Genomic DNA, 16,942 nt, shown 5'->3' with positions numbered 1-16,942 from the left:
CAACATACTTAACGCTCAATGAGGCCGCCCTCAACTCGCTGCAATTCTAGAGATTGATTATTGACTGAGAATGACCTTGAAGGACCAAATACTGGCCCATTTTCGATAACACTAAATTTAATATCTGCATCAGCTAGTTGATGACCATGCAGTTGGCCTTGATTCAGTATTAAATTACAAGGGCTACTACACCCCCGTCCTGACATTAATCCACTCGCCGCTGCAAGACTACCATCACGCCCCAGACTGGTTGTAGCACCGCCTGCTAAAGACACGCTCTCGCCGCTCAACGTCAAGCCAAATGTGGCACTATATTGGGCAAAATTCACGCTCAATGAGCCTGTTGCTTGCAGCATGCCAGCAGAGCTTTCTACTTGAAGAGATGTCCCCGACCACTGCCCCTGCACTCCCGCAAGGTTGTACGCACTGATCAGGCGCTCAGTCGGGTCACCGCCCCAGAGGCAATTACCCCCCAGCCCACCAAGACACGGTCCTCCGCTAATACTCTTGTTATCTCCAAGCACAAACCCTTGGGTTTCTGCCTGTTCGCGTTGTTGATGTTGTTGCGCATCTTCAGGCGTAGCGCCACTCGGGCCTGCCGCCGCCAGCAAGGGCTGTTGCTCGCTATAAGTGGGGCGTATCATTTCCCCGACCTCACCCGCCTGCCCCTTGTAGAGCACCAGGTTGCCCACGTTGTTTTCCATGAATACCGCACCATCGCCTACTTTTACCAATAGTCGTTGCGCGTCGTTAAGCGATGCCGTGAACTCGGTACCACGTATGCCGATGGTAGCTACCGGTGTATCCATGCGGTAATTGGGCTTGTTGGCATGGCCGATCACACCAGTAATCGCACGCAAGCCGCCCTTGATCAGGTGAAAAATGCCGCGCTCGCTGCCGTCTGCCTGACCGTTGAAATGGTATTCCTCAACCCTGAAGCTGGTATTGGGTTGCAAGGAAATATAACCACCGTCGATAAATTTCACCTGCATGCGCCCATCTACGGTTTGCAGGGTTTCACCAGCATCAAACTCGCTGCCCTTGCTGGCAAGCCTGGCTGTACCAGAGGCATCCAAGATCTGGGCATCACCTGCAACAAATTCGACCTTGCCAGCGGCTGCCATCGCCAATGCTGGCATCAGCAGGGAAAAGACTACTAACTTCAATGTCATGCGATACAACTGAATATCTGGACGATACATCACGCCCTCCTTGGCTTTACCAATTGAAATCATGACGTACACTCACTGACAACATATAGCGATCAAAATCATTGATCTTGGTATTTGAATCGTTGCGGATATAGCTCATCTGCGGCCTGATCAACCAGTTGCCGCCCACCAGATAGCGTAAGCCCAGGTTGATATCGTATTGATTATCTTCGCGGGCCTTGAGGAAAAATGGGTCTTCATCATCATGGTAGCGATGCTCGTAACTGAATATGCCATAAGCGACTAGCGATGGCTTGAGCGTCAACTGCCCACCTACTCTTGCGCCATAGAGATCGTTGCTGAGAAAATCGTAGCCAGAAGACCTCACCTTTTCACGGCCAGCATAAGCGCTGGTAAACAGCACCGGCGTTTTATCCCCGGAAAATACGTGCGCCCAGCCGCCACCGAGCACATAGCGATTGGCATCGCGAATCTCGTTATCCGGATAACTGATACGAGACACCTGGGCAAACAGGTTGATCTGGTCCTGGTTGCTGATATCGCGCTGCCACTGCGCGTTAACACCATAAGCGCGCCTGAAACGCTTATCGTCAACCCAAATATTGGCATCTTGCACTGCCATTGTGAAAGTGTCGACAAAGCGCCGATAACGTAAGCCAGCATTCGCATCCAGCGAGCCTATGTCGAATGCTCTTTCTTGATGATTCAAGCGTTGCGATGCATTCAGGCCAGCAAAAGCGGACAAGCCTGTAGTCACAGGCGTACTCACCGACACACCGCCGGCCAGCGTCATGAAATTATCCGAGTTCGCACGGGAAGCTCGCGACAATACCAAATCCAGGTTATTGGCGATGCCTGGCACTGCCACTGAAGCCGCAGTTGTCGCACTGTTGACATTGCTGTCATGCCCCACAGTACCTTCGAGATACGCCGAGTAACTCGTCGTCAGCCCTTGCGCCTTGTCGATAGCGCTCATATACCGATTGATGACTTTGCTGATATCCTCAGGCGGCTGCTGGTTCAATACATTCCTGAATTCAGCACGGGCAGCATCTTGCTCACCGAGCAGGAAATAGGCACGGGCAATGTGCGCACGGGCATGAGCATTATCTGGCTGCAAAGCAAGTACACGTTCCAGCGCAAACACGCCTCGCGTGACATGCCCGCTATCAATGGCAGCCACGCCAAACAACATGTCGTACTCAGGATTACCGGAATGCGCTGATTCCACCGGCTCCAACAATCCATAGGCCGCGGCATAATCGCGCTGGCTGATCAGTTGGCTGGCTTTGTGCAGCAGATCGGCATCCTGCGCCAAGGCAACACTTTCGCCCATCAATAGCCAAGCGGCTCCGACAACGGCCGCCTTGTACAGCATGGTTTTGCTACTGACTATAGACGCTTGAAACACGCTGAATTACTCGCCAACAACATCAGCCCCAGCAGGAGCGACAAACTTGAAACTATCATTGGCAATCGATGGATTACGCTGCAACTTGCTGAACTGAATGCTGGTGGTATGACCAAAACTGTCGTGTAGCTCCATCTTTTGCAGCTCGTCGCCCTTGAAGCCCAGCAAGACCTTATCAAAACCGCTTTCCTCGGCCTTGGGCACGGCCTGTGCCCACTCCAGGCCATCAGAACGACTCACGGTAGTCAGGGTAAAATTACGTTCTGCATCTTGAGCGCCCGCCAATAATGAAGCTGGGCTAGAACCAATTGCCTTGCTCATGACTCGCACTGTCACCTGATTGAGGTCAGGATCAAACAGCCAGACCTTTTCGCCGTCGCCCACAATCTGCTGCACATAAGGCTTGTCGTAATCCCAACGGAACTTGCCCGGGCGCTGCAACTGCATATTGCCCTCGACCTCCTGCACCTTGTTACCCTGTGCATCGGTCACCACCTGGTGAAAATGCGCACGCATGGCACTGGTCGCCTTGAAAAAAGCCTTGAGGGATGCAACGCCATCTGCATGGGCCAAAAACGGCATCACCATCAGCAATGCCCCTGCCATCAATCTCATCTTGTATCTTTCGTGCTTAATCATGATTATTCGGCGCAATCACTTCGCGATTGCCATTGCTTTGCATCGCAGAGACCAGCCCAGCCCGCTCCATTTCCTCAATCAGCCGCGCAGCGCGGTTGTAACCAATACGCAACTGGCGCTGCACCGATGAAATAGAGGCACGACGCGACTTGAGCACGATAGCCACGGCTTCATCATAGAGCGGGTCAGTTTCCCCACCGCTCTCGCCAAGCTCTCCGGCCTCGCTGCCATCTTCGCTACCACCCGTCAGGATGCCTTCAATATAATTTGGCTCACCCTGTTGCTTGAGGTGCTCGACAACGCGATGCACTTCCTGATCAGAAACAAAAGCACCGTGTACACGTTGTGGATCGCTGGTTCCCGGCGGTTGGTAAAGCATATCGCCTTGGCCGAGCAAAGCTTCGGCACCCATCTGATCCAGAATGGTACGTGAGTCAATCTTGCTTGATACCTGGAATGCCACGCGGGTGGGAATATTAGCCTTGATTAAGCCAGTGATGACATCCACGGAAGGTCGCTGGGTCGCCACCACCAAGTGAATGCCGCAAGCGCGGGCCTTTTGCGCCAAGCGTGCAATTGGCTCTTCCACCTTTTTGCCCACTACCATCATGAGATCAGCCAACTCGTCAATCACCACCACGATCAATGGCAATTCGTCCAATGGCTCAGGCTCGTCCGGCGTCAAGCTGAAAGGATGCGGGATGGATGTCCCCTCTTTTTCCGCATCACGGATCTTCTGGTTATATCCGGCAAGATTACGCACACCCAGCATGGACATCAGCTTGTAGCGACGCTCCATCTCGGCCACACTCCAATTGAGCGCATTGCCTGCCTGGCGCATATCAGTAATCACCGGTGCCAGCAGGTGCGGGATCGCATCGTAAACCGACAACTCCAGCATCTTGGGGTCGATGAGGATCAGGCGCACTTTGCTAGGCTCGGCTTTGTACACTAAGCTCAATATCATGGCATTGATCGCCACGGATTTACCTGAGCCTGTCGTACCCGCAACCAGCACGTGAGGCATCTTGGCCAGATCCGCCACTACTGGCTTGCCGGAAATATCCTTGCCCATGGCAATCGCCAGCGGCGAAGTCACGTCTGCGTAAACCTGCGAGCCAAGAATTTCGGAGAGATAGACAATCTGGCGCTTGGGATTGGGTATTTCCAGGCCCATATAAGTCTTGCCGGGGATCGTCTCCACCACCCGCACACTGACCACGGACAAGGCACGCGCCAAATCCTTGGAAAGGTTGGCCACCTGGCTACCTTTAACTCCCGCTGCTGGGTCAATTTCATAACGTGTAATCACAGGGCCAGGTAATGCCGTCACCACCTTGACTTCAATGCCGAAATCCATGAGCTTGCGCTCAATCAGGCGCGATGTGAATTCCAGGGTTTCGGCAGATTGCACTTCCACCACGCCATTTGGCTCATCCAGCAAATGCAAGGGTGGCAAAGGCGAATCAGGCAAGGTCTCGAACAATGGGGTCTGCTTTTCGCGTTGCACCCGCTCACTCTTCACAATCTCGAAAGTCTGCGGCACCTCAATTTGCACCGGAGGTCGATCTTCAGTGCGCTTGCGTTCGCTCACGACAAATTCAGTCCGTTCCTGCTCAGCTTTTTTGCCGAGCTTGCGATCCTGGTAATCCTGCCAGCGCTGGATAACGTAGTGATAGCTAAACTCCAGGCCAGCACCAAATTTTTCCGCAATCGCGATCCATGACCAGCCCGTAAATAAGCTGAAACCCACAGCCAACAGCAATAACAACACCAGTGTGGAACCTGCAAATCCCAGGATAGCTTGTAAGCCAGCATCGACCAGTGATCCCAGCATACCGCCAGCTGCCATTGGCAACTCCACCGCCATGGTATGAAAATGCCCAGCCTCTAATGCAGCAGAAGACAGCAACAACATGGCAAAGCCAGCAAGGTTAAGCCAGATCAATGGCTTACGCTCAGCCTCTACAACCTCGAGGCGCAAGTAAACCAGCCACATGGCATAAAATGCCAGCACAACCCACCACCAGGCAGAGAAACCAAATAAATACAATAAGATATCGGACAACCACGCACCTAGCGCACCACCAGCATTTTGCGTGATATCGCCATCACTAGTGCTATGCGACCATGAAGGATCGGTGCTGTGATAGGTGAATAAAATCAGGGCGAGATAGAGACCAACGACGACAAGCACCAACCACCAGGCTTCCTTGACAATACCAGGGGTGGGTTCAGGTTCGGATTGACGGCGGCTATTGAGCGGCGTGCTTTTTTTCTGGAAAAACAAGATGATTCAGTACCCGGCACAAAATTAAGCTGACCTGATTATATCAGCATCAATCCTGTTTCGGTCTGGCGTACTGATGAGTAGCTGGCAGTGATGCACCCACAGTGACCGAAGCCTGCTTTAGCCACTGTTAGGGATACGAACAAAAGACTTCAGACACAATCACAAAATGCATCAATATTTTTCACCAGCGCACGTCGATTACCTGCGCGACTGATACGATCAAATGCCGCTTCTCTTTCTGCAACATTTTCTGCGGGAACATAATCGGAGTGATGCAAGCGAGTAGCCACGGTATCCATGTGCTGAATGACAGGCGTAGGGCTAGGCTGTGAACGAGCTGCTAATGCCAACATAATGTAAATTTCCTTTTGGGAGATAAAAACGACTTGAACGAAATTGTGTTTCGCTCACTGCGTTGGATGCCATCAGCGTCAGATAGTTCCTACAGCGACCCCAAGGCAGATACTGATTGACTTTAGTTGCCTCAGGCACTCAGCAGATGATTAATCCAGCTTATCAGCCACATCAACACAATCAATTTGCACTCACCTGTGGCGACGCCTACACTAGCGAAACTAAGAATTGCAATGATTGTCTGCTAGAAAACAGGCTTAAGCTCATCCACAACCTTTCCGCATGAAAAAGCTTGCGGATCGCATTTCACCTCAAATAAAGGAGAACAAGATGGTAGACATTGGCATCAGTGAAAAAGACCGCAAGAAGATTGCAGAGGGACTTTCCCGCTTTCTTGCAGATACTTACACCCTGTATCTCAAGACACATTATTTCCACTGGAACGTCACTGGCCCGCAATTCCGTACCCTGCACTTGATGTTCGAGGAACAATACAATGAACTGTGGACGGCTGTGGACCAAATCGCGGAACGCATCCGCTCGCTAGATTTCCCAGCACCAGGCACTTATAAGGAGTTCAGCAAGTTGACTTCGATTGCTGAAACAGACGGTGTGCCTCATGCCCAGGATATGATCAAGGAACTGGTTGCAGGCCATGAAGCTGTCGTGCGTACTGCACGCTCGGTGTTCCCTACCGCAGAAAAAGCCTCGGATGAAGCCACGGCAGATCTGCTGACCCAGCGCCTGCAAATTCATGAAAAAACTGCATGGATGTTGCGCAGCCTGCTGGAAAAACCCTAACATTCTGACTTTCTGAAATATCGCACTCTAGGAGTACTCACCGTATGGCAACAAAACATGCTCGCTTGCTGATTCTGGGTTCCGGCCCGGCAGGCTATTCTGCGGCTGTCTATGCAGCTCGTGCCAACCTGAAGCCTGTGCTGATCACCGGCATCGCCCAGGGTGGCCAGCTCATGACCACAACTGAGGTAGATAACTGGCCTGCCGATGCTGACGGTGTGCAGGGCCCAGAGTTGATGGCACGTTTCCAGAAGCATGCTGAGCGCTTCAACACGGAAATGATCTTCGATCATATCCACACGACCCATCTCACCGAAAAGCCAATCCGCCTGGTGGGCGATTCTGGCGAATACACCTGTGATGCATTGATCATCGCCACAGGTGCATCTGCCAAGTACCTTGGCTTGCCTTCGGAAGAAGCTTTTGCCGGCAAGGGCGTATCTGCCTGCGCAACGTGCGATGGCTTTTTCTATCGCAACCAGGAAGTCGCCGTGATCGGTGGCGGCAATACTGCCGTGGAAGAAGCCTTATACCTGGCCAATATTGCCAGCAAGGTAACCCTGGTACACCGCCGCGACAAGTTCAAGGCAGAAGCGATCCTGGTGGACAAGCTCATGGACCGCGTGAAGGAAGGCCGTATTGTGCTGGAAACCTTCCAGACCCTGGATGAAGTGCTAGGTGATGACTCTGGCGTAACAGGCATGCGCCTCAAGGATGCCAACAACGGCAGCACTAAGGAAATCGCCCTCAAGGGTGTATTCATCGCGATTGGCCACAAGCCCAATACCGATATCTTTGAAGGCCAGTTGGACATGGAAGGCGGCTATATCGTGACCAAGGCTGGGCGTGAAGGTAATTTCACCGCTACCAGCGTACCTGGCGTTTTTGCGGCTGGCGATGTGCAAGATCATATCTATCGCCAAGCCGTGACTAGCGCGGGTACAGGTTGCATGGCAGCGCTGGATGCCGAGCGTTACCTGGACCAATTGTCCTAAATCCCACCCCCGCAGGGCCTCCCTGCGGGCTTCTTTTCTGGTTGCAGTAGATGGCAGATCACGACGACAAGGACGAAGAGAACCGGCTGTTCCTTGATGCAGTCAAGGATGTACGTCCGCTCAAGCCCAGCCGACTGTATCACCAAGCGCCCAATCCCCAACCTATCCCCAAACAGTTTCTGCGTGATGAACGCCAGGCACTGGCTGATTCCTTGAGTGATGGCTATATCCCCGCTCACGAGCTGGAAAGTGGAGAAGAGCTACTCTACTTGCGCGACGGCCACTCTCCCGACATCCTGAGCAAATTGCGCCGTGGGCACTGGGTAGTGCAAGCAGCCATTGATTTGCATGGCATGGTCAGCGACGAAGCCAGGCTCTATGTTGCAGAGTTTCTTGCGCACTGCAAAAAGCGTGGCATCCGCTGTGTGCGCATCATTCATGGCAAGGGCCTGAGCTCACGCAACCGCGAGCCTGTGCTCAAGCATAAACTTCGCAATTGGTTAATGCAGAAAGACGAAGTCATTGCTTATGCACAGGCGCGACAGCAAGATGGTGGCAGTGGTGCTGTTATCGTGTTACTCAAAGCTTGAGAGGCAATAAAATAAAGTTCTTCCGACTGTAAACTAAAGTAGTTATCTCACGTTAGTATGCTTCGCACCGCGTGGTGCTTGTCTGAAAGAGAGAATAACAATATGCAGTTGCGTCATTTGACGTGTGTCGGCATGGTGCTACTAGGGTTGAGCACCCCGACCATCATCCAGGCTGCAGACACCGATGATCTGGGTGCCCTCACGCTGGCAAAAGCAAGTGAGCTATTTAACCGGAACAATCGCGAAGTATTACTCTCCAAACGAGGGGTAGATGGTGCCAAAGCCGACACCCTCACCGCCGCACAACGCCCCAACCCCACCTTCTCCCTTAACTCCAATAATTTCAAGCTCAGCGGCAGCAATGGCGACGGCGGCATCAATGATCGCACGTTGGATACCATCGCCCGCATTGAGCAACCGATTGAGCGCGGAAACAAGCGCGCCCTGCGTATGGCGGTTGCAGACAATGCCTTGCAAGCCAGTGAACTGGATTTACGCGACAGCCTGCGTCAGCAAAAGCGTTCTCTTCATGGTGCCTATTACGATCTGCTTCTGGCACAAGAAACCGAGCGTATCCTGCTGGAAAACCAGGCCTTGTTCGACAATATGCTCAAGGCCGCTGAATTGCGCCTGAAGGCGGGAGATATCGCTGCCACCGATGCCGCACGCATCAGGATTGATGTGCTGCGCGCACAAAACGATCTGCGCCAGGCGCGTGCCGACAAGGAAAAAGCCCAGGTCGACCTTGGTTACTTGATGGGTAAGGAGCAGGAGGCACAACGTATTATCATCGGCGAAACTTGGCCCAGCACCGCTTCCATACTCGCAGAGCTTAATGCCGAGAGCCTAGATCAACGCCCGGATATCCAGGCTGCCATGACGCGCATCCAGATGGCCAATGAAAACCGCAAGCTGGCACAAGCCCAAACCGTACGCGACATCACCATCGGCATGCAGTACGAACACTACCCCAGCATGGGCGGCGGTGGCGGCGGCAATAATAACGGGCGCAATACCATAGGTGCTGGCTTCAGCATCCCCTTGTTTACTGGCTACCAATACCAGGGCGAGATTGCCCGTGCCGAGGTGGATTACACCACCGCCATTGAGGCAGAAGAACGCATACGCGCCAATGCTGCCAGCGAAGTCCAGCGTGCCCGCGCTGATCTTGATGCAGCGATCGAAAAAGTAAACCGCTACGACCAAAACATGATGCAGGAAGCGGAAAAAACGGCACAGGCAGCAGAATTTGCCTATCAGCATGGTGCCATGGGAGTGACCGACCTGCTGGATGCACGCCGTGTATTGCGTGCCTTGCAGCTAGATGCAGCGACCGCACATGCAGACTTTGCCAAATCACTTGCCAACTGGCACGCCGCCTTGAATAGCAACACGACTGAATAATCACGAAAGACTGAAGCATGCAGAAAAAACTTATCTTTGTGTTGCTATCCATTGCCTTCGCCAGCAACACCGCCCTGGCTGCTGAACCTGCTACCCCTGCCAAAGCACCGGTCAAACCTTCTGATGAAATCATCCTTGCCCAGGATGCTCCACAACTAGCCAGCCTCAAGATCGAGACCGTCAGCGAAATCATCGCCCCTGCTGCATCGCCCTTGAATGGCAAGATCATTTTCAACGAGAACTACACCGCCAGGATCAGCTCTCCGGTTGCTGGTCGCGCCCTCAAGATCAGCGCCGAAATCGGCGATAGCGTCAAAGCCGGGCAAACCCTCTTGACCATGGATTCGCCAGACCTTGGCAGCGCGCTCGCGGATGCCCGCAAGGCGCAAGCAGAACTGGCCCTAAAAAAGCAGGCTTATGATCGTAGCCGCATGCTGCTTGATGGCGGCGTGATCCCTAAAAAGGAGTTGGAAGCCAGCAAGGCCGACCTTGACGAGGCGGCTGCAGAAGCCAGCCGTGCCAATGCCCGCATCAATAATCTCGGTGCCAGCCGCAACAGCAGCGAAAGCTATACCGTTCGCGCCCCCTTGGCTGGCATCATTGTAGACAGGCAAGTGAATCCAGGTGGCGAAATCCGCCCGGATGCCGCCAATCCATTATTCATCATTACTGATCCCAATCATCTCTGGGCCAGTATAGACCTGCCGGAACGTGACCTCGGCAAGGTCAGCATCGGCCAGCCGGTTTCAGTAGAGGTTGACGCCTACCCAGGCGAAACATTCACCGGCAAGGTGTTATCCATCGGCGGCATGATAGACCCCACTACACGCCGCATCCCGATTCGTTGCGCCATTGAAAGCAAGGGCAGGCTCAAGCCAGAAATGTATGCCCGCATTACACCGCTCAGCCTGGACCAGCGTAAAGTCATCCGCATCCCCAATAGCGCACTGATTACCGAAGGCCTATACAGTTACGTGTTCGTGGAAACCAGCCCCGGCCATATCAAGAAACGCCGAGTCACGCTGGATGTACAAGGACGTGATTTTGCCACCGTCAAGCAAGGCCTGGTCAAGAACGAGCGTTTGGTGACCTCTGGCGCCATCCTGCTGAATTCCGAACTCGCTGCAGGTAAATAAGGGCCACAACATCATGTTGGAAAAACTGATTACCTTCTCGCTGCAACAGCGCGTCTTCGTGCTACTTGGCACCCTGGCCCTGATCATTTCCGGCTATTTTGCCGTGGATAATATGCCGATCGAGGCGTTTCCCGATGTTGAGGATGTGCACGTTGGCATCGTGACGCAAGTGCCTGGCCTGGCGCCAGAAGAAGTCGAACGCGTCGTCACCTTGCCTATCGAACATGAGATGAGCGGTGTGCCGCACCTCACCCAGATGCGCTCAGTCTCTATCACAGGCCTCTCCGTCATCACCCTCACCTTCTCCGAGAAAACCGACGACTACTTTGCCCGCCAACAAGTGCTGGAACACCTGCAAAGCGCTGACTTGCCCCCAGATTACCAGCCAACACTGGCTCCCCTCTCCACCGCCGTAGGCGAAATTTTCCGTTACTTGGTTGAAGCGCCGAAGGACATGCCGCAACGCGAGATCCGCGCCATCCAGGATTGGCAGATCCGCCCCATGCTACGCACCGTGCCTGGCGTGGCTGACATCACCAGTTTTGGTGGCAGTGTGAAGGAGTATCAGGTCAGGCTTGATCCCTACCTGCTAAAGAAATTCGACATCACCGTCGATCAGGTCAACCAGGCACTGAGCGGCAACAGCAGTAATGTCGGTGGTGGCCTCATGCACCGCGGCGATGAAGATCTGGTCGTGCGTGGCATCGGCTTGTACAAAAGCCTGGACGACATTGCCAATACCGTCATCGACTCACGCGGCGGCAAGCCTATCCTGGTCAGCGATATTGGCCAGGTAGTGATCGGTGACCGCACCCGCTCAGGCATTGTCGCCTTCAATGAAAAGGATGACGTGGTAGAAGGCATCGTCATCATGAACAAGGGCCAAAACCCGGCCCGAGTAATTGATGCGCTGCGCGAGAAAGTCACCGAAATCAATAGCAAACTGCCGCCTGGCGTCAGCATTGCGCCTTTCTATGATCGCACAACCCTGATTGAGCATACCGTGCACACGGTAACGGAAAACCTCATTGTCGGTGCACTGCTGGTCGTCACCATTCTCATCGTCTTCCTGCGCAACTGGCGTGCTGCACTTATCGTAGCCTCGGTTATTCCCTTGTCGCTATTGTTTGCCTTTGTGGTCATGAATATCCGCGGCGTTTCTGCCAACCTGATCTCACTCGGCGCTGTGGACTTCGGCATCATTATTGATAGTGCCGTGGTACTGGTTGAGGCCCTGATGGTGAGGCTTGCCACCACGCAAGTCGACAAGATGCCACAACAGGCAACCTATGGCTGGCGGCTGCACACCTTGCGCCAGACTGCCGTGGAAATGGGCCGCCCCATCCTCTTTTCCAAGGCGATTATCATCCTGGCCTTCCTGCCGATCTTCACTTTTCAGCGAGTGGAAGGCAAGATTTTCTCGCCTATGGCCTTTACGCTCAGCTTTGCCTTGCTGGGCGCTATCCTGCTCACACTCACCCTGGTGCCTGCCTTGCTCTCTTACACCATGCGGCGCGAGGACATGGCGGAAAAACACAGCGGCTGGATGCATAAGCTGCAAGAAGGCTATCGCAACCTATTATTAAAAACCACCGGCATCCGCTGGCCCCTGACCGCTGCCTCTATCGCACTGTTGGTCGTATCCCTATTACTGGCACCCAAGCTTGGCTCAGAGTTCTTGCCCAAGCTAGACGAAGGCAATATCTGGCTTACGATCAGCTTACCGCCATCGACCAGCCTGCTGAAAACCAAGGAAGTCGAGCAGCATGTGCGCGGCATTCTGCAAAGCTATCCTGAAGTACGCCTGGTCGTGAGCCATGTGGGCCGACCCGATGACGGCACAGACCCCAAGGGACCCAACAATATCGAAATCCTCGCTGACTTGAAGCCACATGACGAATGGCGCTTCAAGAACAAAGAAGCCCTGATCGAGAGCATTTCAGCCAAGATACACACGATTCCCGGCATCCCCACCAACTTCTCCCAAGTGATTCAAGACAGTGTGGAAGAAGCGTTATCCGGCGTGAAGGGAGAAATCTCGGTGAAGATATTCGGCTCTGATCTTGCCATCCTTGAGGACAAGGCCGACCAAGTGGTTGATGTGCTCAACAGCATACAGGGTGCCACAGATGTTGCCGCCATCCGCATTTCCGGCAACTCCGAACTTGACATCACCCTGGATAGAGCCAAGCTCGCGCGCTACGGCATGAGCGTCAATGATGTGAATGCCACCGTCCAGACCGCACTGGCTGGCAATGCTGCCAACACGTTTTATGACGGCGATCGCCGCTTTGATGTCACCTTGCGGCTCGACAGGCAATACCGTGATGGTGTGGATGATATTGCCGAGCTTCCGGTGGCCTTGCCAGATAATGCTGGCACCATCCCGCTGGGCGAGATTGCCGATATCAGCATCAAGCAAGGCGCATCACGCGTCAGCCGCGAAGGCGTTTCCCGCATCGTCGCCATCAAGGCCAACCTGATGAACCGCGATCAAGGCAGCTTCCTTGCCGAGGCCATGGACAAGGTCAAGCAGCAGGTGAAATTGCCGCCCGGCTACAGCATCACCTGGGGCGGCCAGTTCGAGAACCAACAACGCGCCATGAAACGCCTGCAAGTGATCGTGCCGCTGTCGCTGATGCTGATTTTCGTCTTGTTGTTCATGGCATTCAAGTCCGTGAAAAACGCTCTGCTGGTGCTACTCATGATCCCTTTCACCCTGATCGGCGGCCTCGCTGCGCTAGGGCTGGCGGGGTTGCACTTATCTGTCTCTGCTGCCGTTGGCTTTATTGCCCTTGCAGGGGTATCGGTACAGAACGGCGTAATCATGGTCGAGCAGATCAAACACTTGATGCGCGAAGGGTATGCCATGAAAAAGGCCGTCATTGAAGGCGCTGTGGCACGTCTCAGGCCCATCATGATGACCGCCCTGATGGCCGGCTTGGGCCTGCTACCTGCAGCACTCTCCCACAGCATAGGCTCGGAAACCCAACGGCCGTTTGCCGTCGTGATCGTCGGCGGCCTGGTCTCCGCCACACTATTCACCTTACTGTTACTGCCTTTGCTCTACCCCTATTTCTCTGAAGAGCGTAGGGATTAAGCCATTCTCAGCAATAAAAAAAGCCCATGGTGTCTACCATGGGCTTTTTTATAAAGTGAATCACTCAAATCTGGTACTTCTGGATCAAACATACCGCCTGCGCTGCAATGCCCTCGCCCCTGCCGGTAAAGCCTAGCTTTTCACTGGTTGTCGCCTTCACATTCACGCAATCAGCGGGGATATCACAGTCATCTGCAATATGTTGCACCATCTGCGCAATATGGGGCGCCATCTTCGGCGCTTCGGCAATAATGGTGGCATCAATATTCACGACGTTGTAATGCCTGGCCTTGAGCAAGGCAACCACATGGCGCAGCAATACGCGTGAATCCGCACCCTTGAAATTATCATCGGTATCAGGGAAATGCTTGCCGATGTCACCCAGCGCAGCGGCCCCGAGCAAGGCATCGCTGATCGCATGCAACAACACATCTGCATCAGAATGGCCTTTCAGGCCCTTGGTAAAAGGAATATCCACCCCGCCAATAATGCACGGACGCCCCTCCACCAATTGATGCACATCAAACCCGTTTCCTATCCTGATCATGTATTGCTCCTTGCATCTGCAAGCAGGATCGCCTCGGCCAACTGCAAATCCTGCGGGTAAGTAATCTTGAGGTTGCGTAACTCGCCTGGCACCAGCTTGGGGCTAAACCCAAGCGCCTCTACGGCTTGCGCCTCATCTGTCGGCACACCACCAGCTTGCTGTAGCGCCTGTTTCAATAAGGCATAGCGAAACATCTGCGGTGTTTGCGCCTGCCACAAGCCATCGCGTGGCTCTGTCTTGGCCACACGTTGCCCAGCATCCGCACGCTTGAGCGTATCCGCCAACGGGATTGCCAACAGACCACCTACAGCATCCTCCTGCAAGCTGTCCAGCAGGCGATCCAGCATTACCATGCTCAAGCCAGGCCGAGCGGCATCATGCACCAATATCCAGTCATCCTCTGCCACCTGGCCTGCAATCGCTTCCAGGCCGTTCAACACCGTAGCGGCACGGGTGGCCCCACCCAGCGCATGCACCACCACTTTGCTGCCGTGATCCACCTCATGTTGTGACCACAAGGCATCGTCTGGCGCGATCACCACATGCACTGAAGTAATACGGGACGCAGACGCAAACAAGGACAAGGCATGATGGATAAGTGGCTTGCCGTTCAAGGGTAAGTATTGCTTGGGCAATGTACCCCCCATACGACTGCCAGAGCCAGCGGCGGGGATCAGGACATGAAATTTCAACATGGGCGGCATTCTAGCATGGGCGAATCACGCTGCCGCAGCAGGCTATTTGCAAGGTACCGGCTCAGGCCGCAATGACAGCCAAAGCGCCACTGTCGCCATGGTGAGGCTGACACCCCACTTTGCCCATAATGGTGCAGGCGAAAACCACAACCCAGTGGCACTGCATGACATCATGAAAATGGCAATACACTTGGCCTTGCGCGACACCGCACCGCGCTCGCGCCAGTCACGAATATGGTGACCATACTTGGGATGATTGAGCAGATAATGCTCCAGCGCAGGCCATCCATGCCCGCCCGCCCATGCGGCCACCAAGACAAAAGGCACAGTGGGCATGATGGGCAAAAAGGCCCCTATCACACCCAATATCAGCGAAATAATGGCCAACAAACGCCATAACAAAATCTTGGTTTGCCTAAGCATACAACACCTGAAATCGACAACAATCCGAAGATACCACGGCGGCCAGTCAAAAGCCCAGCCTCGTCTACGCAAGAGCGCCTACCTCACATAAAAAAGCCCTGCTCAAGGGCAGGACTTTTCTAGTCACACATCCTTGGCCTGACTATTCATCCTGCCCGGCTGCGAGGTTAGGCGTCGCTGCAATTTTGTGGATGGACAAGTCCGCGCCATCATATTCCTGCTCGGCATCCAGCCGCAAACCAACCACCAGCTTGAGTGTGCCATACACAATCAATCCACCAGCCAGCGCAACCACCACCCCCAGTGCAGTGCCTAACACCTGTGATACCAGGCTGACGCCACCCATACCACCCAGCGCAGTGGCTCCAAAGATGCCAGCGGCGATACCGCCCCAGGCACCACAAATACCGTGCAAGGGCCATACACCCAGCACATCATCAATCTTCCAGCGATTTTGTGTCAGGGTAAAAGTCCAGACAAATACAGCACCGGCAACGAGGCCAATCACTAAGGCTCCAAGCGGATTAACCACATCAGAGCCAGCACAGATAGCGACCAAGCCAGCCAAAGGGCCATTGTGCACAAAGCCGGGGTCATTCTTGCCTGCCAGCAAGGCGGCCAGGGTGCCACCCACCATCGCCATCAGTGAATTGAGCGCCACCAGGCCAGTGACCGCATCTACAGTCTGGGCAGACATGACATTGAAGCCAAACCAGCCCACAGTCAGTATCCAGGCGCCAAGCGCAAGAAAAGGGATGCTGGAGGGTGGGAAAGCGTGCAATTTTCCATCCTTGCTGTAACGCCCAATACGCGGCCCAAGTAACAATACGGCGGCCAAGGCAATCCAGCCACCCATGGCATGGACAACTACAGAGCCAGCAAAATCATGATAGGAAGCACCGAAAGCGGCTTCCAGCCAATCCTGAAAACCGAAATGTCCGTTCCATGCAATACCTTCGAAAAAGGGATAAACCAGTCCGACAATGGCAAAGGTTGCTGCCAACTGGGGATTGAACCTAGCTCGTTCGGCAATACCACCCGAAATAATGGCGGGAATAGCCGCTGCAAAAGTCAGCAGGAAAAAGAACTTGACCAACTCATAGCCATGGTGGGCAGAAAGTGCTTCGGCACCCTGCATAAACCCAACACCATAAGCCACACTGTAACCAATGAAAAAATAAGCAATGGTAGACACTGCAAAATCCACCATGATCTTGACCAGCGCATTGACCTGATTCTTGCGGCGCACAGTGCCCACTTCAAGGAAGGCAAAACCAGCATGCATAGCAAGCACCATAATAGCGCCTAGCAATATAAAAAATACGTCGTTTCCTGACTGCATCGTCTCCATCTTATCTCCTAGATTCATCATGCTATTTTTA

At 53.8% G+C, this 16,942-nt stretch carries 15 protein-coding genes; 6 read left to right on the top strand and 9 right to left on the bottom strand.

Going from position 1 to position 16,942, the window contains the following annotated elements; translation table 11 throughout:
* Positions 1-8: 8 nt before the first annotated feature.
* The 5 genes from ACIKP9_RS01590 to ACIKP9_RS01570 form a co-directional block, all read right to left on the bottom strand.
* Positions 9-1,235, bottom strand: a complete 1,227-nt coding sequence (locus tag ACIKP9_RS01590) for a FecR family protein (RefSeq protein ID WP_400878410.1) — start codon at positions 1,233-1,235, stop codon at positions 9-11.
* The gene (locus ACIKP9_RS01585; RefSeq protein WP_400878407.1) at positions 1,219-2,550 is read right to left on the bottom strand and encodes a surface lipoprotein assembly modifier; all 1,332 of its coding nucleotides are present in this window, start codon (positions 2,548-2,550) and stop codon (positions 1,219-1,221) included. The genes ACIKP9_RS01590 and ACIKP9_RS01585 overlap by 17 nt, the downstream gene beginning before the upstream one ends.
* A gap of 39 nt (positions 2,551-2,589) precedes the next feature.
* Complete coding sequence (lolA, locus tag ACIKP9_RS01580) at positions 2,590-3,198, bottom strand: outer membrane lipoprotein chaperone LolA (protein ID WP_400878405.1); 609 nt, start codon at positions 3,196-3,198, stop codon at positions 2,590-2,592.
* Between the two features lie 16 nt (positions 3,199-3,214).
* Complete coding sequence (locus ACIKP9_RS01575; protein ID WP_400878402.1) at positions 3,215-5,512, bottom strand: DNA translocase FtsK; 2,298 nt, start codon at positions 5,510-5,512, stop codon at positions 3,215-3,217.
* Positions 5,513-5,664: 152 nt separating this feature from the next.
* The gene (locus ACIKP9_RS01570) at positions 5,665-5,868 is read right to left on the bottom strand and encodes a hypothetical protein (protein WP_400878399.1); all 204 of its coding nucleotides are present in this window, start codon (positions 5,866-5,868) and stop codon (positions 5,665-5,667) included.
* 331 nt (positions 5,869-6,199) lie between these two features.
* Between ACIKP9_RS01570 and ACIKP9_RS01565 the strand changes: the two genes are divergently transcribed.
* From ACIKP9_RS01565 to ACIKP9_RS01540, 6 genes are all read left to right on the top strand, one after another.
* Positions 6,200-6,670, top strand: a complete 471-nt coding sequence (locus tag ACIKP9_RS01565; RefSeq protein WP_230346910.1) for a Dps family protein — start codon at positions 6,200-6,202, stop codon at positions 6,668-6,670.
* Between the two features lie 44 nt (positions 6,671-6,714).
* Positions 6,715-7,665: a thioredoxin-disulfide reductase gene (gene trxB / locus ACIKP9_RS01560; RefSeq protein ID WP_400878395.1), complete on the top strand. Its 951-nt coding sequence runs from the start codon at positions 6,715-6,717 to the stop codon at positions 7,663-7,665.
* Positions 7,666-7,715: 50 nt separating this feature from the next.
* Entirely contained in the window at positions 7,716-8,255 is a 540-nt protein-coding gene (locus tag ACIKP9_RS01555; RefSeq protein ID WP_400878392.1) for a Smr/MutS family protein, read from the top strand.
* A 102-nt stretch (positions 8,256-8,357) separates the two neighbouring features.
* Entirely contained in the window at positions 8,358-9,659 is a 1,302-nt protein-coding gene (locus tag ACIKP9_RS01550) for a TolC family protein (RefSeq protein WP_400878389.1), read from the top strand.
* A 17-nt stretch (positions 9,660-9,676) separates the two neighbouring features.
* Complete coding sequence (locus tag ACIKP9_RS01545; protein ID WP_400878386.1) at positions 9,677-10,795, top strand: efflux RND transporter periplasmic adaptor subunit; 1,119 nt, start codon at positions 9,677-9,679, stop codon at positions 10,793-10,795.
* A gap of 13 nt (positions 10,796-10,808) precedes the next feature.
* The gene (locus ACIKP9_RS01540) at positions 10,809-13,895 is read left to right on the top strand and encodes an efflux RND transporter permease subunit (RefSeq protein ID WP_400878383.1); all 3,087 of its coding nucleotides are present in this window, start codon (positions 10,809-10,811) and stop codon (positions 13,893-13,895) included.
* Positions 13,896-13,959: 64 nt separating this feature from the next.
* On the opposite strand, the gene ispF is transcribed toward ACIKP9_RS01540, so the two are convergent.
* From ispF to ACIKP9_RS01520, 4 genes are all read right to left on the bottom strand, one after another.
* Positions 13,960-14,442 (bottom strand): 2-C-methyl-D-erythritol 2,4-cyclodiphosphate synthase, encoded by a 483-nt coding sequence (gene ispF, locus ACIKP9_RS01535; RefSeq protein WP_400878381.1) that lies wholly within the window; start codon positions 14,440-14,442, stop codon positions 13,960-13,962.
* A complete protein-coding gene (gene ispD / locus ACIKP9_RS01530; protein WP_400878378.1) occupies positions 14,439-15,137 on the bottom strand; it encodes a 2-C-methyl-D-erythritol 4-phosphate cytidylyltransferase in 699 nt (232 codons plus the stop codon). Before ispD ends, ispF begins: the two co-directional genes overlap by 4 nt.
* A 42-nt stretch (positions 15,138-15,179) precedes the next feature.
* Positions 15,180-15,560 carry a YbaN family protein gene (locus tag ACIKP9_RS01525; RefSeq protein ID WP_400878375.1) on the bottom strand — a complete coding sequence of 127 codons (381 nt, stop codon included), beginning with the start codon at positions 15,558-15,560 and terminating at the stop codon, positions 15,180-15,182.
* Positions 15,561-15,702: 142 nt separating this feature from the next.
* Positions 15,703-16,911 carry an ammonium transporter gene (locus ACIKP9_RS01520; protein WP_400878372.1) on the bottom strand — a complete coding sequence of 403 codons (1,209 nt, stop codon included), beginning with the start codon at positions 16,909-16,911 and terminating at the stop codon, positions 15,703-15,705.
* Between the last annotated feature and the right edge of the window lie 31 nt (positions 16,912-16,942).

The organism is Methylobacillus methanolivorans, from assembly GCF_044751345.1.
Taxonomy (GTDB): domain Bacteria; phylum Pseudomonadota; class Gammaproteobacteria; order Burkholderiales; family Methylophilaceae; genus Methylobacillus; species Methylobacillus methanolivorans.
This window is presented reverse-complemented; position numbering and strand designations above follow the sequence as displayed.